The sequence below is a fragment of the Woodsholea maritima DSM 17123 genome, from assembly GCF_000382325.1.
GTDB lineage: Bacteria > Pseudomonadota > Alphaproteobacteria > Caulobacterales > Maricaulaceae > Woodsholea > Woodsholea maritima.
Window position 1 is genome coordinate 273722 of the sequence record NZ_KB908056.1, and the last position, 22830, is coordinate 296551.

Annotated in this window: 23 protein-coding genes; 13 read left to right on the forward strand and 10 right to left on the reverse strand. The window is 56.8% G+C overall.

The features are described from left to right. Positions 1-365: 365 nt before the first annotated feature. Positions 366-1934: an exodeoxyribonuclease VII large subunit gene (xseA, locus tag H151_RS0101380; protein WP_019959829.1), complete on the reverse strand. Its 1569-nt coding sequence runs from the start codon at positions 1932-1934 to the stop codon at positions 366-368. A 152-nt stretch (positions 1935-2086) separates the two neighbouring features. On the opposite strand from xseA, the gene H151_RS0101385 reads away from it, so the two are divergent. The 4 genes from H151_RS0101385 to H151_RS16760 all read left to right on the forward strand — a co-directional run bounded on the left by H151_RS0101385 (position 2087) and on the right by H151_RS16760 (position 6792). Continuing rightward, positions 2087-2482, forward strand: a complete 396-nt coding sequence (locus H151_RS0101385) for a hypothetical protein (RefSeq protein WP_019959830.1) — start codon at positions 2087-2089, stop codon at positions 2480-2482. Positions 2483-2627: 145 nt separating this feature from the next. Further along, the gene (purD, locus tag H151_RS0101390; RefSeq protein WP_019959831.1) at positions 2628-3905 is read left to right on the forward strand and encodes a phosphoribosylamine--glycine ligase; all 1278 of its coding nucleotides are present in this window, start codon (positions 2628-2630) and stop codon (positions 3903-3905) included. Positions 3906-4181: 276 nt separating this feature from the next. Continuing rightward, on the forward strand, positions 4182-5483 hold the full coding sequence (locus tag H151_RS0101400) for a metal-dependent hydrolase family protein (protein WP_019959833.1): 1302 nt from the start codon (positions 4182-4184) through the stop codon (positions 5481-5483). Positions 5484-5559: 76 nt separating this feature from the next. Beyond that, positions 5560-6792, forward strand: coding sequence for a class I SAM-dependent methyltransferase (locus H151_RS16760; protein ID WP_019959834.1), 1233 nt, complete (start codon positions 5560-5562; stop codon positions 6790-6792). Between the two features lie 6 nt (positions 6793-6798). Here the strand turns inward: H151_RS16760 and H151_RS15145 are convergent, their stop codons facing one another. Then, entirely contained in the window at positions 6799-7293 is a 495-nt protein-coding gene (locus H151_RS15145; protein ID WP_019959835.1) for a DoxX family protein, read from the reverse strand. Between the two features lie 129 nt (positions 7294-7422). On the opposite strand from H151_RS15145, the gene H151_RS0101415 reads away from it, so the two are divergent. Continuing rightward, positions 7423-8010 carry a TetR/AcrR family transcriptional regulator gene (locus H151_RS0101415; RefSeq protein WP_019959836.1) on the forward strand — a complete coding sequence of 196 codons (588 nt, stop codon included), beginning with the start codon at positions 7423-7425 and terminating at the stop codon, positions 8008-8010. 18 nt (positions 8011-8028) lie between these two features. Here H151_RS0101415 and H151_RS0101420 read toward each other — a convergent pair whose 3' ends face one another. Continuing rightward, complete coding sequence (locus tag H151_RS0101420) at positions 8029-8862, reverse strand: CBS domain-containing protein (protein WP_169336688.1); 834 nt, start codon at positions 8860-8862, stop codon at positions 8029-8031. Between the two features lie 40 nt (positions 8863-8902). Between H151_RS0101420 and H151_RS0101425 the strand changes: the two genes are divergently transcribed. The 3 genes from H151_RS0101425 to H151_RS0101435 are packed head-to-tail and all read left to right on the forward strand — an operon-like array spanning position 8903 to position 10442. Further along, the gene (locus tag H151_RS0101425; RefSeq protein ID WP_019959838.1) at positions 8903-9637 is read left to right on the forward strand and encodes a TSUP family transporter; all 735 of its coding nucleotides are present in this window, start codon (positions 8903-8905) and stop codon (positions 9635-9637) included. A gap of 10 nt (positions 9638-9647) precedes the next feature. Then, a complete protein-coding gene (locus H151_RS0101430) occupies positions 9648-10220 on the forward strand; it encodes a GNAT family N-acetyltransferase (RefSeq protein ID WP_019959839.1) in 573 nt (190 codons plus the stop codon). A 33-nt stretch (positions 10221-10253) separates the two neighbouring features. Further along, positions 10254-10442: a hypothetical protein gene (locus H151_RS0101435; protein WP_019959840.1), complete on the forward strand. Its 189-nt coding sequence runs from the start codon at positions 10254-10256 to the stop codon at positions 10440-10442. 3 nt (positions 10443-10445) lie between these two features. Here the strand turns inward: H151_RS0101435 and tadA are convergent, their stop codons facing one another. Next, positions 10446-10937 (reverse strand): tRNA adenosine(34) deaminase TadA, encoded by a 492-nt coding sequence (tadA, locus tag H151_RS0101440; protein ID WP_019959841.1) that lies wholly within the window; start codon positions 10935-10937, stop codon positions 10446-10448. Positions 10938-10973: 36 nt separating this feature from the next. Here tadA and H151_RS0101445 point away from each other — a divergent pair, with 36 nt between their 5' ends. From H151_RS0101445 to H151_RS0101455, 3 genes are all read left to right on the forward strand, one after another. After that, positions 10974-11753, forward strand: coding sequence for a pseudouridine synthase (locus tag H151_RS0101445; RefSeq protein ID WP_019959842.1), 780 nt, complete (start codon positions 10974-10976; stop codon positions 11751-11753). Next, complete coding sequence (rsmD, locus tag H151_RS0101450) at positions 11750-12316, forward strand: 16S rRNA (guanine(966)-N(2))-methyltransferase RsmD (RefSeq protein WP_019959843.1); 567 nt, start codon at positions 11750-11752, stop codon at positions 12314-12316. Before H151_RS0101445 ends, rsmD begins: the two co-directional genes overlap by 4 nt. Positions 12317-12434: 118 nt before the next feature. Continuing rightward, entirely contained in the window at positions 12435-13562 is a 1128-nt protein-coding gene (locus tag H151_RS0101455) for a hypothetical protein (RefSeq protein WP_019959844.1), read from the forward strand. A 53-nt stretch (positions 13563-13615) separates the two neighbouring features. Here H151_RS0101455 and mutL read toward each other — a convergent pair whose 3' ends face one another. The 6 genes from mutL to H151_RS0101485 form a co-directional block, all read right to left on the reverse strand. Then, positions 13616-15529, reverse strand: a complete 1914-nt coding sequence (gene mutL / locus H151_RS0101460) for a DNA mismatch repair endonuclease MutL (protein ID WP_019959845.1) — start codon at positions 15527-15529, stop codon at positions 13616-13618. Between the two features lie 121 nt (positions 15530-15650). Beyond that, positions 15651-16190: a DUF3035 domain-containing protein gene (locus tag H151_RS0101465; RefSeq protein WP_019959846.1), complete on the reverse strand. Its 540-nt coding sequence runs from the start codon at positions 16188-16190 to the stop codon at positions 15651-15653. A gap of 91 nt (positions 16191-16281) precedes the next feature. Continuing rightward, on the reverse strand, positions 16282-16794 hold the full coding sequence (gene lspA, locus H151_RS0101470) for a signal peptidase II (protein ID WP_019959847.1): 513 nt from the start codon (positions 16792-16794) through the stop codon (positions 16282-16284). Between the two features lie 99 nt (positions 16795-16893). Further along, positions 16894-19866 carry an isoleucine--tRNA ligase gene (gene ileS / locus H151_RS0101475; RefSeq protein ID WP_019959848.1) on the reverse strand — a complete coding sequence of 991 codons (2973 nt, stop codon included), beginning with the start codon at positions 19864-19866 and terminating at the stop codon, positions 16894-16896. Between the two features lie 225 nt (positions 19867-20091). Next, positions 20092-21054: a bifunctional riboflavin kinase/FAD synthetase gene (locus H151_RS0101480; protein ID WP_019959849.1), complete on the reverse strand. Its 963-nt coding sequence runs from the start codon at positions 21052-21054 to the stop codon at positions 20092-20094. A 31-nt stretch (positions 21055-21085) separates the two neighbouring features. Further along, positions 21086-21529, reverse strand: coding sequence for a MaoC family dehydratase (locus H151_RS0101485; protein ID WP_019959850.1), 444 nt, complete (start codon positions 21527-21529; stop codon positions 21086-21088). Between the two features lie 145 nt (positions 21530-21674). Here H151_RS0101485 and H151_RS0101490 point away from each other — a divergent pair, with 145 nt between their 5' ends. After that, positions 21675-22061 (forward strand): response regulator, encoded by a 387-nt coding sequence (locus H151_RS0101490; protein ID WP_019959851.1) that lies wholly within the window; start codon positions 21675-21677, stop codon positions 22059-22061. A gap of 43 nt (positions 22062-22104) precedes the next feature. After that, entirely contained in the window at positions 22105-22824 is a 720-nt protein-coding gene (locus tag H151_RS0101495; protein ID WP_019959852.1) for a protein phosphatase CheZ, read from the forward strand. Positions 22825-22830: the final 6 nt, after the last annotated feature.

Sequence of the window (22830 nt, forward strand, 5' to 3'; positions counted from 1 at the left end):
CACTATCGTTCGTCCGGGATGACAGTATTTATTGAAAAGCTAAGAAAAAAAATGCCCCCTCCGGCCGTACCGGCCACCTCCCCCGCTTCGCAGGGGAGGACTTATCTTATCTGTCACCCCAAACTTGATTTGGGGTCCATGCCGGACGCGTTGAGCCAAGTTCTGGTCGATTAGAAATATACTGAAAGCTCACGGCATGGATGCCAGATCAAGTCTGGCATGACAGGTCGACCCGAAGGGTCGCAAGGACGACCGCCCTCAAGTAGGCGACAGCCGTTAGGGCATTAAAGAGATACCGCGCGCAGCGCAGCGAGGACGCGTCTAAAAACCCTGTCATCGCGGACCTGATCCGGGGTCCATCACCCCTAAAACAAGCTGCCTTGTTCAGGTGGAGTTTGGGGTTTCGCCTTTGCGCGCGGTTTGGATTTCACACTTGGACTGGGTGCAATGACATCGCCCTCGCCCAACACCTGGACCTGACGCGTCGCATCGCCAAAGGTAAGGCTGAGCCCCGTGCCATACGCCAAAGCCCGACCCTCGCGTACCACATGGCCCGCCTCATCGCGCACCAGGGCAAAACCGCGCTGCAAAGTGCCCTGATAGGAATAGGCTTCAAGCTGGCTCGAGAGGCTTTTCAATCGCAGGGCCTGCGCCTTTGACTGGGCCTGACCGGCACGGCCCAAACGCGCCATCATCTGGCTTAGCGCATCGCCCTTATCCTTGGTCATACGGGCCAAACGCTGGGGCACCAAGCGTTGGGCGCTGGCCTGCAAGCCTTGGCGGCGCGGGGCGATCTGCTGGCTCAACCCAGCTTTTAAACGCCGCGACAGATCCTCCAGACGGCGCATCCGCTCGGCCACATCGCGCGCCATGGCTTCGGGGCGCAGGCGCACCTCTAACAAGGCTAAGCGATTAGCGCGGCGTTCCATCCCGCTCTGTAGTGCGGGGCCTAAGCGGCGTTGCAGATAATCAAGGCTTTGGGTTTTATCTGCGATCAAGCTATCCGGGCGCGGTAGCCCACGCGCCGCTGCGCGCAGATCCGCGCCCTTATGCTCTAAGGTGCGCAGCAACGCCGCGCCCAGGCGTTGGCGCTGACCATCCAAACGCTCCAGCAGATCCAAGCGCACCGGCACCGCCATCTCTGCCGCCCCGGTTGGGGTTGGCGCACGCCGATCCGAGGCATAATCAATCAGCGTGGTATCGGTTTCATGGCCCACGGCGGAAATGAGCGGGATTTCAGAGGCTGCGGCCGCGCGCACCACGATTTCCTCGTTAAAGCACCACAAATCTTCAATCGAGCCACCGCCGCGCGCCACGATCAACAGATCAGGGCGCGGCACCGCCCCGCCCGGCATAATCGCATTAAAGCCTTCAATCGCCGCCGCGATTTGCTCTGCGGCTTTATCACCCTGCACCAGAACCGGCCAGAGGAGGACATGGCGCGGAAAGCGATCATCCAAACGATGCAGGATGTCGCGGATCACCGCGCCCGTGGGCGAGGTCACAACGCCAATCACCCGGGGCAAGAAGGGTAAGGCGCGCTTACGATCGGGACTAAACAGACCTTCAGCGGCGAGTTTTTTCTTGCGCTCTTCGAGCAGCGCCATCAGCGCGCCCGCGCCTGCAGGCTCCATCTTTTCAATGATGATCTGGTATTTTGACCGTCCCGGAAAGGTCGAGAGCCGCCCCGTGGCCACCACTTCCAACCCCTCTTCCGGGCGGAATGATAATTGGCTGGCGACACCTTTCCACATAATCGCGTCGATGACGGCCTTATCATCCTTCATGTCCAGATAGACATGACCGGATTTGGCCACCGTGACCCGGCCTAACTCCCCGCGCACCCGCACATGATCATAGGTTTCCTCGACCGTGCGCTTGAGGGCGTTAGACAGCTCCGAAACGGAATATTCAGGGGAATTGGTAATTGCCATAATCAATCAAAGGTTTATTGGAAAGCCAGGTTAAGCTTAACCCAGATCGGGGGGCGGAGGCAAACATTCGTGCATTAACCTAATTCGACAATTGACGAACACGTCAACTATCTGCCATCACTAGGGTGCTTGGACATCAAGAGGGGGTCGAGATGCGCCATTTATTTTTGATTTGCGCTTTATTTACAATGACGTCACCTGCCATGGCGCAGATGACCGTCCTGCGCGATGACCCCGAAGCCCAGCGGTTGATGGATGATTATAGCGCTTTAACGGTCGCGTATTTCGTTAACGAGGCCTGTGATGTGCTGTCATCGGGGGAGACCAGCACCCTGCGCCGGGTTGTAGAAGATGCCACCCAAGCCATGAATTCGCTGCTGGATGAGCGGGTCGGCGCACGCCACAGCCAAGCGCTGATGATTGGCCTTCAGCGCGATAGCTATTCCCAGGCGCAAAGCCGCTTTGGCCGCTGTGATAGCCTGGCGCGGGACTTCGTGACCGCGAACCTCTCGGGCGCGCAAAGCTTTTTAGCCAGCCTGCCGCGCTAATCCCCGATCAATTTCGCCGCGCTGAGCCTTAGGACTAGATCCAAGGGCCTTCCATGCGCTATGGCCCTTCTTTAACGATGGGCGCGCTGCGACTGTGTGCGCTGCGCCCACCCCCTTTACTTACGACCGTTAAGGAGACCCCCTCATGAAAGTGCTCGTCATTGGCAGTGGTGGCCGTGAACATGCGTTGACCTGGAAGGTCTCTCAAAGCCCATTAGTGGATGAAGTCATCGTCGCACCCGGCAATGCAGGCATGGTCGATGTCGCGCGCTGCGTCGATGTGAAGGCCGATGATCTCGAAGGACTGATCGCGCTGGCCCAGGATGAAGGCGTCGGCCTGGTCGTTGTGGGCCCAGAAGCGCCGCTGGTCGAGGGCATCACCGACCGGTTTGAAGCCTTAGGGATTTTATGCTTTGGCCCCAACAAGGCCGCCGCGCGCTTGGAAGCCTCCAAAGCCTTCACAAAAGAGATCGCAGACAAGGCCAAAGCCCCTACCGCGCGCTATGGTAATTTCACTGATGCCGCTGAGGCCAAAGCGTTTCTCGACACGGTTGAACCGCCCTATGTGTTGAAGGCCGATGGTCTGGCCGCGGGTAAGGGCGTTGTTATTTTGAACGAGCGCGCCGAAGCCGAAGCCGAAATTGACGCCATGCTGGGCGGAAAATTCGGGGCTGCATCCCAGCGCCTGGTCATCGAAGAGTTTATGCACGGTGAGGAGGCGAGCCTGTTTGCGCTTGTCGATGGCGACAGCGTGATTGCGCTCGATGGCGCGCAAGATCACAAGCGCGCCTTTGACGGCGATCAAGGCCCCAATACCGGCGGCATGGGAGCCTATTCGCCCGCGCCGATCCTGGATGAAGCCATGCGCCAGCGCGCCATGGATGAGATTGTCATCCCCTGCATCAAAGCCATGGCGGATGTGGGTGCGCCCTATCGCGGGGTTCTTTTTGCGGGTCTGATGATTGATGACAACGGCCCGCGCCTGGTGGAATTCAATGTCCGCTTTGGCGATCCAGAATGCCAGATCCTGATGGCGCGCCTGGAAAGCGATATTGTGCCCTATCTCTTGGCCTGCGCCGGGCAAGGCCGCTTAAGTGATCTGCCCCCTTTAAGCTGGAGCAGCGAACCGGCCGTTACCGTAGTGATGGCGGCCAATGGCTATCCTGACAGCTATGACAAGGGCAGCGAAATTCGCGGCATTGATGAAGCCAACGCCCTTCACAATGTCATGGTTTTTCATGCGGGAACCAAAATGGGCCCTCATGATGCGATCCTGGCCAATGGGGGGCGCGTCCTGAACGTCACCGCCCTGGGTGAGGACCTCAAAGATGCGGTCTATCACGCCTATCAGGGGGTTGATCTGATTGATTGGCCCGAAGGTTTTTGCCGACGAGATATCGCCTGGCGCGCGCTGGAGCGTTAAATCAAAGCCTTCGAGAAAAAAGAACCCGCGGGTTTGACCCCGCGGGTTAAGCTCATCAAAAGGGAACGATCGTCAACAACGATCCCTTCGAGCTTTGCCGCGATGCACATAAAGTTTCAAATTACAAAGCCGTAGGGTCTGATCCTTTAATCTCGAGGTTATGCTCGTGTAATCTCGGCGTTAGGCAATGCCCACATTATGACAGTCTCACGCTTGTTATTTGACTTTTCCCGCTCAGGCGCTTCACATATCCCCTATAAAAAAGGGGAGGATCCTATGTTCCACACAACCGCAAAGCTGCTCGCCTCGAGCGCTTTGATCGCCTGCGCGATCACCAGCCAGAGCCTGGCCCAAGACGGGTCATTGCAAGTCATTCATGCCGGGCATGTCCTGACTATTCCAGGTCAACCCTTCCAAGCAGAGCAATCCATCTATGTCCGCGATGGAGTGATTGAGCGCGTTGAGGCGGGCTATGCCAGCCCAGAGGGCGCTGAAATCATTGATCTTACAGATCAATGGGTCATGCCGGGCTTCATCGACAGCCATGTCCATATGACCAGCGAGCTGAACCCCAATGGCCGCTTGATGACGGTGACCGATAGCAGTGCGGATCGCGCCATTGATGGAGCCAGATTTGCCCGCGCGACCTTGATGGCGGGCTTTACCACCGTGCAGGATGTGGGCGGGAATCTGGATGCGGTCACGGCGCTGCGCGATGGCATCAATGCCGGGGATATTCCCGGCCCGCGCATGCGGGTCTCTGGCCCTGCGGTCACGCCCACCGGCGGGCATGGCGATATCAATGGCTATTCCAGCGAAGTGATGGACCTTCTTACCTCGCGCGCGGCCTGTAATGGCGCTGCCGATTGTCGCCGGGCGGTGCGCGAATTGGTGCGCGGCGGCGCGGATGTCATCAAGATCACGGCAACCGGCGGGGTGCTCTCCAACACCGCAGCCGGGGTTGAGCAACAATTCTTTGATGACGAACTCGCCTCTATCGTTGAAGCCGCCCATATGATGGGGCGTAAAGTGACCGCCCACGCCCATGGTGTGACTGGGATCAATTCGTTTCTTGAGGCTGGCGGCAATTCCGTCGAGCACGGGACTTATCTGGACCGAGACTCCATTCGCCTGTTCAAGCGCAATAATGCTTATCTGATACCTACCGTTCTGGCCGGTGTCACCGTTGCAGAAATGGCCGAAACCGCGGCCTGGATGACGCCTTTTCAACGGGCAAAATCGCGTTTGGTCGGCCCGATGATGATCGAAATGGCCCGGCGTGCCCATGAGGGCGGGGTTGCGATCGCTTTCGGGACGGATTCCGGGGTGTCGCGTCATGGCCTGAATGCGCGTGAATTCGAGCTGTTGGTCGAAGCGGGCCTCACCCCGATGGAGGCGATTGTCACCGCCACTCTTAATGCTGCCGATCATCTGGAACTCAGCGCACATCTGGGCACCTTAGAAGCGGGCAAATCGGCGGATATCATTGCGGTAGATGGTGATCCCCTAGCCGATATTCGTGAGCTTCAAGATATGGATTTCGTCATGGCGCGCGGCACGGTTTATCGCAACGACTAAGACAAAATCTAAATAAACCTTGTGCGAATCTTCAGCCCAGGCCTAGCTTGGGCTGAAGTCATTTTTGGAGGCGGTTATGGTATTGTCTGTGCATGACAATCCAAAGGTTCAGAATCAATACGAAAACTGGCCTTATCCCACTCCGATCAAAACCCTGGATGATTTTACCAAACCGGGCGGATTTTTGCTGGGTGACCCCAGTTTTGAATTTTTCAATATCTGGCCGGAGGGCCATGAGCGCACCTTGTCCATCCTGGTGGCGGGATGTGGCACCTTTCAAGCGGCCTATACCGCCTGGCGCAATCCGACCTGTCAGGTCGTAGGCATTGATATCGCCAAAACCAGCCTGGCCGAAAGTCGCCGATTAAAAGCCCATCACGGCCTGGATAATCTAGAGATTAAACGCCTCAGCCTGTTTGATGTCGCAAGCTTAGGGCAAGCGTTTGACTATATCTTGTGCAGCGGCGTCGTTCACCACCTACCCGACCCTGTGGCCGGGGTCAGGGCGCTCTCAAACGCCTTAAAGGACGATGGCGTCCTCCACCTGATGGTCTATGGCAAGGCCATGCGCACCGGGGTCTATATGGTGCAAAGCCTGTTTAAAGCCATGGGATTGGGCCAAAGCAAAAAAGATATCGCCCTGGCGCGCGAGGCTCTTCAGCATCTGCCCAAAGGCCATGCGGTGGAGCGTTATATCGCGATCTCCCCAGAGCTGGAGGACGATGCAGCTTTCGTCGATACCTTCCTCAACGCCCAGGATACGGCCTTCGATGTCCGCGATATTTATGATCTGGCTGAGGCGGCAGATCTACAGTTTCAAGGCTGGAGCGATCGTCATCGCTATAGCGTGATGAGCACGCTCAATCCCGGTCATCCTTTGCGCGAGACGGGCTTAAAGCTCTCGCCGCGTGATCAAGCCATCGCCATGGATCAATTAACCCAAGGTAATGGCCGTCATTTGTTTTGGTTGCGCAAGAAAGCGTGCGATCCCAAACGCTTCACCCCGGATTTCACGTCCGAAGCGTTCTGGACCTATGTCCCAATCCCTTCACCCTATCTGGAGATTGAAGGCCCGATTGCCACGGGCAAGGCCGGGCCGGTTCTGGCCCATCATCTGGGCACCATCCATCCGCTGTCCCTGGCCAGCCAGCTTTTTCTGACCGTGGCCGATGGCTCACGCAGTATAAAATCCTGCCTCAAAGCTCTGAGCGAGCGCGGCGCGCAGCTCTCTGATGAAAGCGAAGCCATGACCCGCGCCGTCTTCCAAGAGTTTTACGAGCGCGGGCATATCCAGATCCACATGCCCTAAGGGGGGTTAAGCCTTTCGCGCCATCACCGCTTCAGACGCGATCAAGGCCCACAGCACGATAAAGGGCTGAAACAACGGGCGTAGGGCAAAATAGGCGTCGCCAAAATTCATGCCAGCGACCTGGGCTTGGGTTTCGGCGATGTGAGCATTGGCGATCACCATGACGCTGAGCAACATGGCCAGTCCCACCCCGGCGACAGGACGTAAGTTTGGCAGTTTAGCCAAACGCCAGCCCGCCAAAGGCATAAGAAGCCCAATCGCTCCGGCCAATTCCAACCCGCCCGACATCGCCACCAGGCCATAATCATAGGGCGCAAGATAATCCGGGATCATCGGCTGATAGCGCTGCGCCCCGCGCAGGAAATGATCAATCCCGGTATAGAGAAAGCCCCCGCCCATACCCTGGCGCAGCGCCATGCGCCAATCACGCTTATCCCCCCAAATTGCTTGTGGGATATAGCTGATCAACGCGATCACACTCATCAATATCAAAAAACTCATAGGCACTCCAAAGGGCTGTGTTCCGCCTGTGGGTTATTCATGCGCACACTTGTAACTTAACACTGTTAAGTTGGCAAGATTGATTCTGTTCAATTTATTGCGCAAGGTAAAAAAAGGATGGAGAATCAAATGAGCGAGGGTGCACAACCATCATCTGATCTGCGTGAGACCCTGATCCATTGTGCTTTACATTTGTTAGAGCGCGATGGTTTGGCGAAGGTCAGCCTGCGCGCGGTCGCCAGGTCGGCAGGGGTCAGTGAGGCTGCGCCCTATACGCATTTTTCCGGCAAGTCCGGATTGATGGCGGCCGTGGCGGCCCACGGCTTTCACATCCTCAACCGGCGTCTAACCCATGCCCCGCAAGAGCAAGACCCTCTCCATAGCCTCACCTCACTGGGCGTGATTTATATCCGCTTTGCTGAGGATTATCCCGCGCTGTACCGGGTGATGTTCGGCCCCTCAGACACTTTGGATCAAGATGAGGCCAGCTATGTGCGTGAAAGCCGGATGTCGTTTGAGCATTTGCTGAAAACCGCCGCGCTGTGTGGCGCCCATGCCCCCACCAGTGATGAGGCGCAGATTGATGCAGCCGCGGCCTGGTCGCTGGTCCATGGTCTGGCCATGTTGCGCCTGGATGGGCGCCTGCCTATCAATCCGCCCGATTTAACCCGCCGGGTCGCCCAGCGCCTCGCCGCCGGGCTAGGCAAGATCGACTAGGTCCAAATCGATTGAGCCCTAAACCTGTAAAGCACGGGTGATATCAACATCAGAGAGATAGCCCACAACCGTTCCAGCCTCGTCCCCGCTTTCGGTGACAAAGGCGTCAGCGCATTTATCGCGTACGCTCATGCGCCGCTTCACCGTGTCCAGACTATCGCTGGCCTTCACGCAGATAAAAGCATGGCTGAGCCAGCTCCACGCGGGTTCTTCGACAAAGGCCTTGATCGTCACTTCATTCTCGGCGTCCGCCATGGCAAAGCGCATCACGCCCGGTCCTTGTAAACGCTCCAGCAAAGACGATTTATGGATGACCAACTTGGGGCGGTCTTCCTTCATGATCAAAGCGCGGTTAAGCCCAGCATGTTCATCAAAGAACAGCTTCAACGTCGTCAGGCTTTCCTCCATCGGATCGTCTTTTTCACCCTTGAAGACCCGCATCTGCCCCCGCCGGATCATGACATCGCTCACAGTCAGCGCTTGAAGCTGGGCTTGTTCTTGATTGATCCCGACCCGCGCCATGCGTTCGGCATTACGCGCGGCGGCGTTGAAATTCTCACGTGAGAAATAAAACGCCAACACGGTCCCGACCCAGATGCCGATCATGGGCAAAAGCGCGTCCTGCAAGCCTTCCAAGACTTGCGAACCACGCTCATGGCGGGCAATCGCGTTTTGACTACCTTCAAGCGCCATTAAAGGCGTGCGTAGGGTCTTGTTGAGCTCCAGCCCCATATACACCAAAAGATAGATGATAAAGACCGCCCCAACAATGACCGCAATGGCCAACAAGGTTTGCATCAGAACTTTCGGCTCGGGTAGACTTTTACCCGGCAATTGTGGATCTCTATCCATACTCAGCCCCTCTCGCTCAAAAGACGCCCTTTGAGGTTGCATGTCGCTCATCATAATTCTCCTTACGGCGCTGGCAACGTCTTTTATATCCGCCATTTTCGGCATGGCAGGGGGGCTGATCCTGATGGGGGTCTTGCTGGCCCTCTTGCCGCTGTCCAGTGCGATGGTGATCCATGGCGCGATCCAGAGCCTGGCCAATGGATCACGCGCCCTCTTCCTACATCGCCATATCCAATGGAGTTTTATCGCGCGCTATCTTATGGGCTCCCTGACCGCAGGCGCGATTTTACTTCTGATCACCTTTAAGCTGGATAAGGCGCTGACCTTCATCATCCTGGGACTGGTTCCGCTATGGATATGGCTGCCCAAATCCTGGTTTCACCTCAACGCCGCCCACCCGTTACAGGCGACGATCTGCGGTGCAATCGTCACAGGATTAAACGTCATTGCCGGGGTGTCAGGGCCGCTGCTCGATGTGTTTTTTCAGCATACCGCGCTTGATCGGCGCGCCATCGTAGCCACCAAAGCGACCAGCCAAATCGCCGCCCATGGGGTTAAGATCGCCTATTATATCCTACCCGCTCTTCACAGCACCGATAAGGATTTGCTTTGGATTATCGCCCTGGCCGCCCCGCTTTCCATAGCGGGCACTTTCCTGGGTGGACGCCTCTTAGAGCGGATGAGCGAAAATCGTTTTCGACATTGGACGAAACGCATTGTGAGCGTCATTGGCGCGATCTATGTGCTAAGGGGCCTCTCTCTATTTCTTGGTTAAGGCTTTCACCATGCATTTGACCCCGATCCTGCTTGAAAACGACCATGTCCGCTTGGAGCCCTTGCGCGAAGATCACCGCGAGATTTTGCGCCCCCTCGCGCAAGAAGAAGAGATCTGGGCCTTCAATACCCTGCTCGGCCATGGTGCGCATTTTGATGGTTGGTTTGACTGGATGCTTGATCAACAAATCAAAGGCGAACAGATCAGCTATGGCGTCTATTGCAAAGCCTATAACAGCCATGTCGGCCACAGCGCCTATATGATGATCGCCCCGCCCCATGCGCGCGTTGAAATCGGCTGGACCTGGTATGAAGCGCGCGCGCGTGGCACGCGGGTTAACCCGGCGGCCAAACATGCCCTGCTCAGCCATGCCTTTGCCTGCGGCGCAGCGCGGGTAGAGTTGAAGACCCATCATAAAAATCTACGCTCCCAAGCGGCGATGACCAAGATGGGCGCGGTGCGTGAAGGGACTTTGCGCTCTCACACCCTCACCTGGACGGGCGAGCGGCGCGATACGGTCTATTTCTCCATCCTCGCGGATGAATGGCCCAAGGTTAAGGAAGGTTTAGACGTCCGGCTCTAGCGCACACCCGGTCAAGCGCCTACATTTCAGCCCATGATCCGTATTGAATATGAAAACTCAGGGTGTTTTTCAGGCTGTACCGGCATTATCGCGCTGGCCGGATGGTTTACGGCCGTGATCCGCGATGTGATGTTTTCCAAATGGCTGTGGGTGATTTTTGACGTGCTGATCCCGCCCCTTGGGGCATTTCGCGGCATCTTTATGTGGCTGGGCTGGGCCTAAACCTTACCCTTCACGTTTCAAGGCCTTTGCCGCCTCGCGCTTGGCTTTGAAGAAGCCGCGTAACAGATCTGCACTCACTTCTTCACAAATCCCGGACACCACGTCTGGGCGCCAATGGCAGGTCGGTTGCGCAAAGAAACGCGGGCCATGGTCAATCGCGCCGCCCTTCTCATCGCCTGCGCCATAGATTACCCGACCCAGGCGCGCATGTGAAATGGCCCCCGCGCACATCGCACACGGTTCCAAGGTGACATAAAGCTCTAACCCCATCAGGCGATAATTGCCCAGCTTTGCGCCCGCTAAACGGATCGCAGTCAATTCAGCATGGGCCGTTGGATCACAGCTCGCAATCGGCGTATTATGTCCGCGCGCCAGGACTTCGTCTGTGGCCGGATCGACAATCACCGCCCCGATGGGGGCTTCATCAGCCTTGGCCGCCAGACGGGCTTCGTCCAGCGCCAGGCGCATAAACATCTCTTCGCGCGTTGGGGTCATACCTTCGCTTACTCACCTTCGGGAGCCTGATCAAGCGTGAATAAAGCCTCACCCCCCTCCGCCAGCCCTGATAGCGGCGATCGCATTGCCAAGGTTCTCGCCCATGCCGGGGTCGCCTCGCGGCGCGAAGCGGAGCGTCTGATCGAAGCTGGACGGATCAGCGTCAATGGCAAGGTGTTAAAAACCCCCGCCCATAAAGTGACCCCCGACGATATTGTCTGCCTGGATGGAGAGCCGATCTCCAAACGCCCTCCAACCCGGCTTTGGCGCCATCATAAGCCGATTGGCCGTGTCACCACCCATTCCGATCCCCAGGGGCGCGAAACCGTCTTTGCCAATCTGCCCCCGGATATGGGCCGGGTGATCTCTATCGGGCGCCTGGATCTTAATTCTGAAGGTCTGATTTTGCTGACCAATGATGGCGAACTGGCGCGGGCGCTGGAGCTTCCCTCCACCGCCTGGACGCGGCGCTACCGGGTGCGCGCCTATGGCAATGCCAAAGACAGTGATCTGGCGAAATTGAAAGACGGCATCACCGTTGAAGGGGTCAAATATGGCTCAATCGAGGTTGAGGTTGATCGGCGTACCGGATCGAATGTCTGGCTAACCGTCTCTTTGAAAGAGGGTAAGAACCGCGAAGTGCGTAAAGTGCTCGCCGCGGTGGGCCTCACCGTGAACCGCTTGCTGCGCACCGCCTATGGCCCGTTTCAATTGGGCGCGCTTAAAAAAGGCGAGACCGAGGAGATCAAACGCTCGGTCCTGCGTGATCAATTGGGTAAAATCTATAAAATCGACAAGGATGGCCAACCGATATGAGAATTGTCGGGGGACAGTTTAAAGGCCGCCCTTTGGTGGCCCCTAAAGGGCGCACCACACGGCCCACGGCGGACCGCGCGCGCGAAGCGATTTTTAATAAAATCGCCCATGCCCCCTGGAGTGCGGGCCTGGACGGCAAGCGCATTATCGACCTGTTCGCGGGATCCGGCGCGCTGGGCTTTGAGGCCCTCTCGCGCGGGGCAAAATTCTGCCTTTTCGTGGAAACCGATACCGCCGCGCGCGGGGCTTTGCGTGATAATGTTGAAACCTTGATGCTGTTCGGCAATACCCGCATCCACCGGCGTGATGCCACGGCGCTGGGCGATAAACCGGCCAATCTGGGCGCGCCCTTTGACTTCGTCTTTCTCGACCCGCCTTATGGCCAGGGCCTGGGCGAAAAGGCCCTCGCGCGCCTTATCGAAGGGGGCTGGGTCAGCGAACGCGCCCAAGCCATGTTTGAGGTCGGCGTGGAGGAACATCCGGAGATTTCCGGCTGGACGACCCTGGATGAAGCCGAATATGGCGCAGCACGGGTGCTGTTTTTAGAACGCTCGGCTGAATAACCTCATTTAACGCACGCTATCTTCACCTCAATTTTACCCGTCTTCGCGCACATTATCCCTAATCTGGAATAAGAATGGGCGCGTAAAGCGATCCCGGGTGTAAAGGCGCGGCACAGATATGAGCAGTTTATCAGCAAAAGCCGGGAATTTAGCGATGATCCGCGATAGCGGATCTACGGCGCGCATTCTCAATCTTCTCTCTGTGAAAGACCGCTATAGCAAAACGCCCGAATATACCGAAAAGCCGCTGTTTCGCTCGACCCGTCTCAATGCCTGTTTTATCATCAAGCATACCATGCGCCCGCGTGAACGCATGCAGATGCGTCTGCACCGCCTGACCGCTACCAAAGTGATCTTGCCCTTCTCAACCGAGAATTTACGCGTAGGAGGGCTGTCGGTCTTCGTAGAGCAACCCGATGCCAGCCGCATGCTGTCGGAAACCCTGGGCAAGGCCGTGACCAATCCTGATTTCCGCCAGGATATGCAAACCTTGGATGAAATATCGCGCCTGCCTTCGCTTGATCCTTATCTGCTGCGTGAGCGCTTTAATAATCTCGGCCGCGAAGTGGCCCGGTGCTATTTCGACGTCTCCGAAGCCGATATGGCGCGCATGCAAAAACATGTCAGCGATCAGATTAAACGCTTGGTAGAATTGACCTTCAAAGGCCAATCCACGAACGCCCATGGCATCGCCAATAAGCTGGCTGAGCTGTTGATGTCGGATATGACCAATGAAGCCTTGATGCCGCTGCGCAATGCCATGCGTCTGTCTGAAAAAGACTATTCTGAAGGCATGTATGGCTGGAAAGGGTTTCTCTATTATACATGGCAATGGACCCAGATCGAAGATCAATTAGCCCCGATTGCCGAAGACCTGTTCTCCATGCGCTTTTCCAATGCCGATTCCCATCAGATGAAGGAATTAGACCGCCTACGCGACCGGGTCTTTGAGGGAGCCAATGCTCGCGCCGAAGCCGTGCGCCGCGATCTGGAAAGCTATAAAGATGCCTTCAATGGCCTGGTCGAGCGCAATGAGCCTTTGGCGTTCCGCAACTTCCTGCTCAATGCGCCCGAAATGTTTATCAATACAGGTGAGCACTTAGCCGCCATTACCCATTTGGTCAGCTTTTGGAGTTTCCGTTTCCGTGATGGCGTGATGATGGCCGTCGATTCCACTGAAGCGGTCGAGATTTTTACAGATTTAGAGGATACCCTGCACACGGATGACGAGCTCAACATCGCTTGAGCGCGTCAGAGCGAGGCGATCTTTGAGCTCGATTAAATCCCACCTGTTGCGCGCTATCTTCGACCGAAGAGGCGCTCAATATCAGCCAGTTTCAATTCCACATAAGTCGGACGGCCATGATTACACTGACCCGAATGGGGGGTAGCCTCCATCTCGCGCAACAAGGCATCCATTTCTTGGGCATTCAAGCGCCGACCTGAGCGCACCGAGCCATGACAGGCCATGGTGCCAACCACCTCTTCCAGCTTTTCTTTAAGCGATAAAGCCTCATCATATTCCGCGATCTCATCGGCCAGATCGCGAATAAGCCCCTGGACGTCCAAACGTCCACCCAAGAGTGCGGGCACATCACGCACCGCAATCGCGCCCGCGCCAAAGCCTTCAATCACAAGGCCCAATTCGGCAAGCTCATCGGCGCGGCTTAACACCCTTTGCGCCTCAGCCTCGTCCAGCTCGACAATCTCAGGCACCAGCAAGGCCTGGCGCGAAACCCCGGTTTCGGCCATCTGCTTTTTCATGCGCTCATAGACCAGGCGTTCATGAGCGGCATGCTGATCGACAATCACCAAGCCATCATGGGTCTGGGCGATCACATAGGTCGAATGCAGCTGCGCACGCGCCAGCCCCAAGGGCCGCCCCAACGGATCTTCTGCAGGCGCGGGTCCATCATGGACCTCATGATCAAATCCGGCTGTGGGCTCAACCCGGGTCGAGGCGCCATCGATGAAACGCGCCTCCACGCCCTCGCCAGCGCCCAAAGCATCTGGGGCCAGCACCTGGTCATAACTGTGTTGAGCCTCGCGCATCTCCGCGCTGGGACGATAGCCACCCCCATAGGCCGCCGGTCCACGTGATCCCCAAAGCCCGCCGCTGGGCTGTGGGCTCGATCCGGCTTGCACCCGGCCCAAGGTATAATGCGCGACGGTCGTTGAGGCGCGATGGCCAGCGCCCGCCAGGGCATGGCGCAACGCCCCGACGATCAAACCGCGCACCAGACCGGAATCGCGAAAGCGGACTTCCGCCTTGGCGGGGTGAACATTGACATCGACTTGCGAGGTTGGAAGATCGACATAAAGCGCCACTACGGGATGACGATCACGGGCCAAAAAGTCCTGATAGGCCCCGCGCACCGCGCCCACGATCAGCTTATCCTTTACCGGGCGATCATTGACGAACAGATATTGATGCTGGTTCGAGCCGCGATTATAGGTCGGAAGGCTCGCCCAGCCGGTAATGCGCACGCCCTCGCGCTCTTGATCAATCTCCAGCGCATTCTCACCGAAATCCCCGCCCAGCAACGCCGATAAACGCGCCTTACGCGCCTGGGCCGGGTCTTCATGAGTTTCGGCGACAAGAGAGAGGCGTGAACGTCCATCCACCGTAAGGTAAAACCCCACATCCGCGCGCGCCAGCGCCAGGCGCTTCAGCGTGTCGGCAATTGCAGTCGATTCAGAGCGTTCCGACTTCAAGAACTTCAACCGTGCGGGCGTCGCATAGAAAAGATCGCGCACTTCAACGCGTGTCCCGCGCCGACCCAACGGCGGGGCCGGACGAGGGCCTTCCAAAACGCCGCCCTCCACACTCAGCTGCCAGGCTTCGCCTAAATCTGCGTTCTGAGAGAGGAGTGATAACCGCGCGACCGAGCCGATGGAGGGCAAGGCCTCACCACGAAAGCCCATCGTATCAATATGAAGAAGGTCATCCTGGCCATCTTCGCCCACGGGCAGTTTTGACGTCGCATGACGCTCCACCGCCAGGCGCATCTCATCGCCATCCATGCCGCAGCCATTATCCTCAATCACCAAACGGACTAAACCGCCGCCTTCGGCGCGCACATCAATGCGAGTGGCCCCGGCATCCAGGGCGTTTTCCACCAATTCTTTCAAGGCGGAGGCAGGGCGTTCAACCACTTCACCGGCAGCGATGCGGTTGACGGTTTCAGGCGATAATCGACGGATCTTGCTCATGGCCTCACCCTCCCCTCGCGCGGTGAGTCGGTCAAGGCCAGCACGCGGTTCACCCCAGCAAAAAACCCGGCTCAATCGAGCCGGGTTTTTCAATTCCAAAACCGAAGCCTAAGCCTAAGACTTATAGACCAGGCAATTTGCGGCGGTTTTCGCGGCGACGCTCGATCTCAACCTGACCACCACCGGTCACGGAATCGATCTGGGCTTGTGCAGCCTCTGGATCAAGCGCATCAGGGCGATCAGCCGGCGGGGCATAGCTGTCATTCTGCCAGAACAGAACACGATCTGCGAAGGCAGAGCGTTTACGCACCACGGCAGCGGTTTCCCCATCAATCAACTCGCGGATCGAAGGATTGGCCTGAGCGGCACCGGCGCGAGACGCGAACAGGATTTCCGCATCGGTTGCGGTGCCATCACTAATGCTGCCGAAAAGCGCGCGTTGGGCCTGTTGATCAACGAACACGTCTTCGGCGCGCAATTCACCCGGACGCGGTGGGCGCAGATTATATTCTGGCGGAACGGACAAAGGCGCGATGGTGACCACGCGGAATTCATCCGGGGTGGTTTTCTCGGTACCAAGGGCTTGGCGAACACCTGACGTACAGGCGGTTGCCCCCAAAAGGGCCATCAAGGACGTCGCGATGAGGGTGCGGCTGCGCATGGCAAGGTCGCTCCTTTAAAATCCACTGTGATCAACACTTAACAGATGCTTAGGCCCCATGCCTAGGGCCCATGGCATCTTCGAGGCGTTTTTAACGCCGAGCATCGTCGGAGTTAAACAACAAATCAGCAAAAAGTAAGGCAACCCCGACACAAATTCCGGCATCGGCGATGTTAAAGACATAAGGGAAGTAAAGCCCTGAGAAGTCCAGAAAATCAACGACCGCGCCATAAAGCGCCCGATCGATGACATTGCCCACCGCCCCACCAATGATGAGACCAAAGGCCAGCGCCTGTAAAGCGCGGGTGGTTTTGGTCATCCATACGACCAAAAAGGCTGATACCGCCAGGGAAAAGCCGATGAGAACACTGCGCTGCCACAGGCTGTCCGCGGTGAAGAGGCCAAAGCTGACCCCGCGATTCCACACCATGGTGAGGTTAAAGATCGGATCTAACACCTTGACCTGCGCACCGGGACCGCCGGCATCGAGATCAAGGATCTGCGTAATCCAATATTTGCTGAGCTGATCAAGGATCAGGACCACGCCCGCAATTGTGAAACCATAGACCGGCAATAAGCCGCCACTGCGTTTACGACGAAACATCCCTCACCTCCAAGCTGATACTCTTTTAGGCCCATGGCTTTAAATAGAAAAGAGGCAATGATGACCATTGCCTCTTTTTATAAAGTCGCCAAAGCGCGTTTAGTTCACACCGTCATAGTGTGCCACGGCATCGGCATCGCGCACGGAGAGATCGGGATAACGCGCATCCGCGCCCACATCTTGGCGGATCCGCCAAGAGCGCGAACATTTGCGCCCTTGGGCTTTTTCCACCACAACGCCCAGATCACTGACATCGTCCAAGGTGAACGCCCCTTGCGGCAAGGCCCCTTCGACCAGGCGCGCTTGCGAGGTGATGGCCATATCGGCGAGGAAGTCTTCCAAGACCTCATCACCGGCTTCAGCTTTCAGGGCCTCGGCATAACTTGGATGCGTGGAATACACGACCGGGGCCGCTTCCAGGCTGGACCCGATACGCTTTTCACGGCGCTCCAACTCCAACGCGCCGGTCACGACACGGCGCAGTCGACGAATGGCCGCCCAATTGTCGGCACGCGCCTCATCGCGCCATTCGGCGGGTACAGGGGCAAAATCCATCAGATGGACAGAGCCGTCTTCGCTGGCGAAACGATCCTGCCAGGCTTCTTCGGCGGTGAAGGGCAGCAAGGGGGCCAACCACAAGGTTAGATGCTCAAACACCTTCGCCATCACCGTGCGGGCGGACCGACGCCGGATCGCGTCCGGACGATCGCAATAAAGGCTGTCCTTACGCACATCGAGATAGAAGGCCGACAAATCATTGACACAGAAATTAAACAAAGCCGCCCAGGCGCGCTTAAAGTCATAGGCCGCATAGGCCTTGCGCACGGCCTCATCCACCTCACTTAAGCGATGGAGCATGAAGCGCTCCAGCGAGGGCATCTGTGCCAGCTCAACCGCTTCGTCCTCGCTAAAGCCATGAAGCGCACCCAACAGATAACGCAGCGTATTGCGCAGCTTACGATAGGCATCGACGGAGGATTGCAAGATCGCCTCACCAATGCGCAAATCGCCTGAATAATCCGAGCTGGCCGCCCACAGGCGCAAGATATCCGCGCCATATTTCTCCGCAACCGCAGCCGGAGCGACGGTATTGCCCAAAGACTTGGACATTTTACGACCGTCTTCGGCCATCGTAAATCCATGCGTCAGAACCTGCTTATAGGGCGCGCGTCCACGCGTGCCGCAGCTTTCCAGCAGAGACGATTGGAACCAGCCGCGGTGCTGGTCAGAGCCTTCCAGATAGACATCGGCCGGCCATTCGCCTTCACGCAGGGCAAAGGCATGAGTGGAGCCGGAATCAAACCACACATCCAAGATGTCGAAGACTTGCTCGAACGCGTCGGCGTTATATGCCTCGCCCAGGAATTCGCTGGCGGGATGTTCAAACCAGGCATCGGCCCCGCCTTCACGCACGGCCGCGATGATGCGCGCATTGACATCCGGGTCGCGCAGGATTTCGCCCGTGGCTTTATTGACAAACAAAGTCAGCGGCACGCCCCAGGCGCGCTGGCGTGAGATCAACCAGTCTGGACGCCCTTCAACCATCGACTTGATGCGGTTCTTGGCCACAGCAGGCGTCCATTGCGTATCATCAATGGCGCGCAAAGCCGTATCGCGCAGGGTTTCCCCGTCCTCCATCGCTTTATCAATGGCGATGAACCATTGCGCGGTATTGCGGAAGATCACCGGCGCTTTTGAGCGCCAAGAATGCGGATAAGAGTGGGTCAGTTGAGCCCGGCCCAACAATAAGCCCGCCTCGATCAATTTCGCCATGGACAGCTTATTGGCATTACCGTCTTGACCGGCTTTTTTACCTTCTGTGCGGATGATCTGCTCGCCCGCAAAGAAAGGAATGTGCTCGAGATAGGCCCCATCCGGACCCACAGTGTGGGGGATCGGCTCTTTAAGATCATGCCAGTCTTTATGCTGCATCCAGATGACATAGTCGTCCGCACCATGGCCGGGTGCGGTATGGACAAAGCCCGTACCCGCATCAGCGGTCACATGATCGCCAGCAAACATCGGCACACGGTAATCCCAGAAGCGATCAAGCTTGGCAAAGGGATGCGAGCAGATGAGGCCCTCTGGATTGACATCGCTCAAGCGCCGCCAGCCTTTGACAAAGCCCACCTTGGCCACGTCTTCCCACAGATTATCCGCCACGATCAATTTATCACCTGGACGGGTCCAGGGCATGAAATCCATCTCGGTATCAACGGCCGTGACTTCGTAAAGGCCATAATTGATGGCTTTGGAATAACATACCGCCCGGTTGGCCGGAATGGTCCAAGGCGTGGTCGTCCAGATCACGACATGCGCCCCAGCCAGCGCGTGAGGGATGGCGACCCCATCTTGCTTCACCGCACGCAGGGGAAAGCGCACCCAGATCTGGGTCGAGACTTTATCTTGGTATTCCACTTCCGCTTCGGCGAGCGCGGTCTGCTCCACCGGCGACCACATCACTGGCATGGAGCCGCGATAGACCAGATCCTTCTCAACGAAGGTCAGGAATTCATTGACGATGGCGGCCTCTGCATCATAGGCCATGGTGGTATAGGGATCATGCCACTCGCCTTCCACGCCCAGACGCTTGAACTCTTCACGCTGCACATCCAGCCATTTTTGCGCATAGGCCCGGCATTCACGGCGGAACTCCGCCATGGGTATATCGTCTTTGCGCTTACCTTTTTCGCGATAGGCCTGCTCGACCTTCCATTCGATGGGAAGACCATGGCAATCCCAGCCCGGACGATAAGGGGCGTCTTTGCCACTCATACGTTGGGTACGGATCACAAAATCTTTCAAGATCTTGTTGAGCCCGGTTCCGATATGGATATGGCCATTGGCATAGGGCGGACCATCATGCAGCACAAAGCGCTCTTGACCGGCTTTGGTGGCGCGCATTTTCTCATACAGCTTAATCGCGTTCCAGCGTTCCAACCATTTGGGCTCAGCCTTGGGAAGGCCCGCGCGCATCGGAAAATCCGTCGTGGGCAGAAACAGCGTGTCTTTATAGTCGCGTGCAGAGGCTTCGCCGGTTGCGCCAGCAGAAGTGTCGATCATATCGGTCATGGATCGGGTGTCCTATGGGTGAGCCGTTAAGGCCCAACAAATCAAGAAACGTAAAGGCGTGCAAGATATATCCCGGCACCGCAGCGCTCCGCTTCAAACGGATCAGGCGCGGCCCGGGCCCATAATTCGTAGGCCGATTATCGTGCAAGCATAGATCATGAAACAAGGTTTAACAGGGCCCATGCCCAGCGTCCAGCCAAGGATGACAGGCGATCACAGCCCCTTTTAACGCCGCTCTAACAAGGCGCGCGCCTGGGCACAATCTTGCGCAATCTGGGCCTTCAAAGCCTCCAGCCCGTCAAATTTTTGCTCCGGGCGAATAAAGTCCAGCAAGGCCACCTGTAAGGTCAGATCATAAAGATCATCCTCAAAGTCAAAGACATGCACCTCCAGGCGCTCTTGTGTGCCGTTGACGGTGGGACGCGCGCCCAAATTGGCAACCCCTATTAAAGGCCGCTCGCGATCAGGGTGGTAGACATGCACCGCATAGACGCCGAATTTGGGTCGAACATAATCACCCAAAGCGATATTGGCGGTGGGAAAGCCCAGCAAACGCCCGCGCTTGTCCCCATGATCGACAAGGCCCTCAATGGTAAAGGGTCGGCCCATCAAGGTTCTGGCCAGACGCGGATCGCCTTCGCGCAGGGCCTCACGGATCATAGAGGAAGAGACCTTCTCCCCCTCACCAGCGCGCGCATCATCCATGATCGGTTCAAGAGCATGATACGCAAAGCCATAACGCGTCGCGAGATGGGCCAAAGTATCGGCATTGCCCGCACGGCCCTTGCCAAAGCAGAAATCCGCCCCGGTCACGACACCGCGCACACCCAGCCCATCCACCAAGACGGTTTTTACAAAGACCTCAGGCTCCATTGCCGAGAGATGGGCATCAAAGGGCAGATGAACAATCGGATCCGCCCCTAACATCCACAGAATATGCGCGCGTTGGGCATCGCTCGATAAACGAAAGGGCGCAGCATCGGGCGCGAACCATTGGCGCGGATGCGGGGTGAAGACCGCAGCGCCCCAACGCGTGTTTAAGCTCTGAGCGATCACTTGCGCGCGGGCCAGCACCGCACGATGGCCCTTATGCACGCCATCAAAATTACCCAAACCAATCACAGCCCCGCGCACATCATCGTGCAGGGTCGTCCATCCAGAGAGGATCCGGGCCGTGTCTATCGCCATAACGAAATGCCTTAGGATTTAGGGTAATGCGTTAATCTGCGGATTTTTTGCGACGCTTTCGCACCATAACTTCGGCATCCGCCTCCATCACGATCTCATCATCGACCAAGCATACACATTCCAGGATTACCCGGCGTTTGGTAACATCAATATCCTTAATTGTGGCGCGCGCAATCACTGTATCGCCGATGCGAACGGGCTTGGAAAAGCGCATAGACATGCCCGCAAACACCGCGCCAGGCCCTGGAAGGTGACTTCCCAGGACACAAGACACAAAAGATGCAACTAATGCACCATGGGCAATTCGGCCGCGAAATGCGGACTTCGCCGCATAGGCTTCATCCATGTGAAGCGGGTTGTAATCACCTGAAACTTCAGCGAATTTCTCAATTGTTGTTTCATCGACCAGACGCTCGATTTGGGCACTTTGGCCCACCCATAATTCGTCCAATCCGAAGCCTTGTGTGTCACTCATGTATCTTTTTCTCCACCTGAAGCGCAGTGTTTAACCGAATTTTGACCGCGCTTGTCTAGCCTTTAGTCTCACTGGCGGGGATCTTCTTAGCTGTGAGAGGCGTGAGAAGGTCTGGTATCGGTTTAATTTGGATGGAGGTTGGGGCATGGCTGTCGAAATGTCGATGCCGATTCTTGTGGTAGATGACTACAAGACAATGGTGCGCATTATTCGCAACCTGCTTAAGCAGATTGGTTTCGAAAATGTGGATGAGGCCTCGGATGGCCAAGAAGCCTTCGAGAAAATCAAGAAGCAAAGTTACGGTTTGGTGATTTCCGATTGGAACATGGAGCCGATGACAGGTTACGAGTTATTGAAAAAAGTGCGCGCGGATGATTCTGTTCGCTCTACACCCTTCATCATGGTCACGGCCGAATCAAAAACGGAAAACGTTGTGGCGGCGAAGAAGGCAGGTGTGAACAATTACATCGTGAAGCCTTTTAACGCTGCGACCTTGAAGGCGAAAATGGCGGCCGTTCTGGGTGATTTCTAGAACATAAGGCTTTGTTTTCGCACTAACGCTAAGGGAGGGCCCTATGCCCGCCGCAGAAGTCGCAAATCGCGTCCGTGAATCGCTGGCAACCTTACGCCAGAGTGATCTGAAAGATGCTCAGATCATGGACGTGCTGAAACTGGCTCATCAGCTGACAGATACGATGCAAATCTTCTTCAGCTCGTTGGACCAGTCGATCTGCAATGAGTTTTCCTATATCGCGGATTATATCGCACGCACGCGGTCTGAAATCGCGCACCTGCGACCCAATGATATCAAGGAACAACGTATCCCGACGGCCGGTAAGGAACTCGAAGCGGTCGTTACCGATACAGAACGCGCCACCGAAAGCATCATGCAGGAAGCTGAGAACATCCTGTGTGCCGAGGCCGAAGATATGGATAGCTATAAGGCCATGGTCGATGATGCGATGTTGCGCATCATCGAGGCCTGTTCTTTCCAGGATTTGACCGGCCAACGGGTGTCAAAAGTGGTCGGCTCGCTCAATCACGTTGAAAAACGTGTGACACGCTTTGCCCGCGTGATGGGCGTCCATGATGCCAGCGCCGATGAAGACGAACTGGTGGAAAAAGAACGCGCCAACAAGCTGCACCTTAATGGTCCAGCCGTCGGCGGCCCTGAAACAACACAAGAAGAAATCGACCGCATGCTTGCCGATGATTTCGGCGGGGATGCAGGCGGGGGGAATGAAGACCCCGGTTCTGGCCTGGACCAGAATGATATTGACGCCCTGTTCGATTAAAGGTCG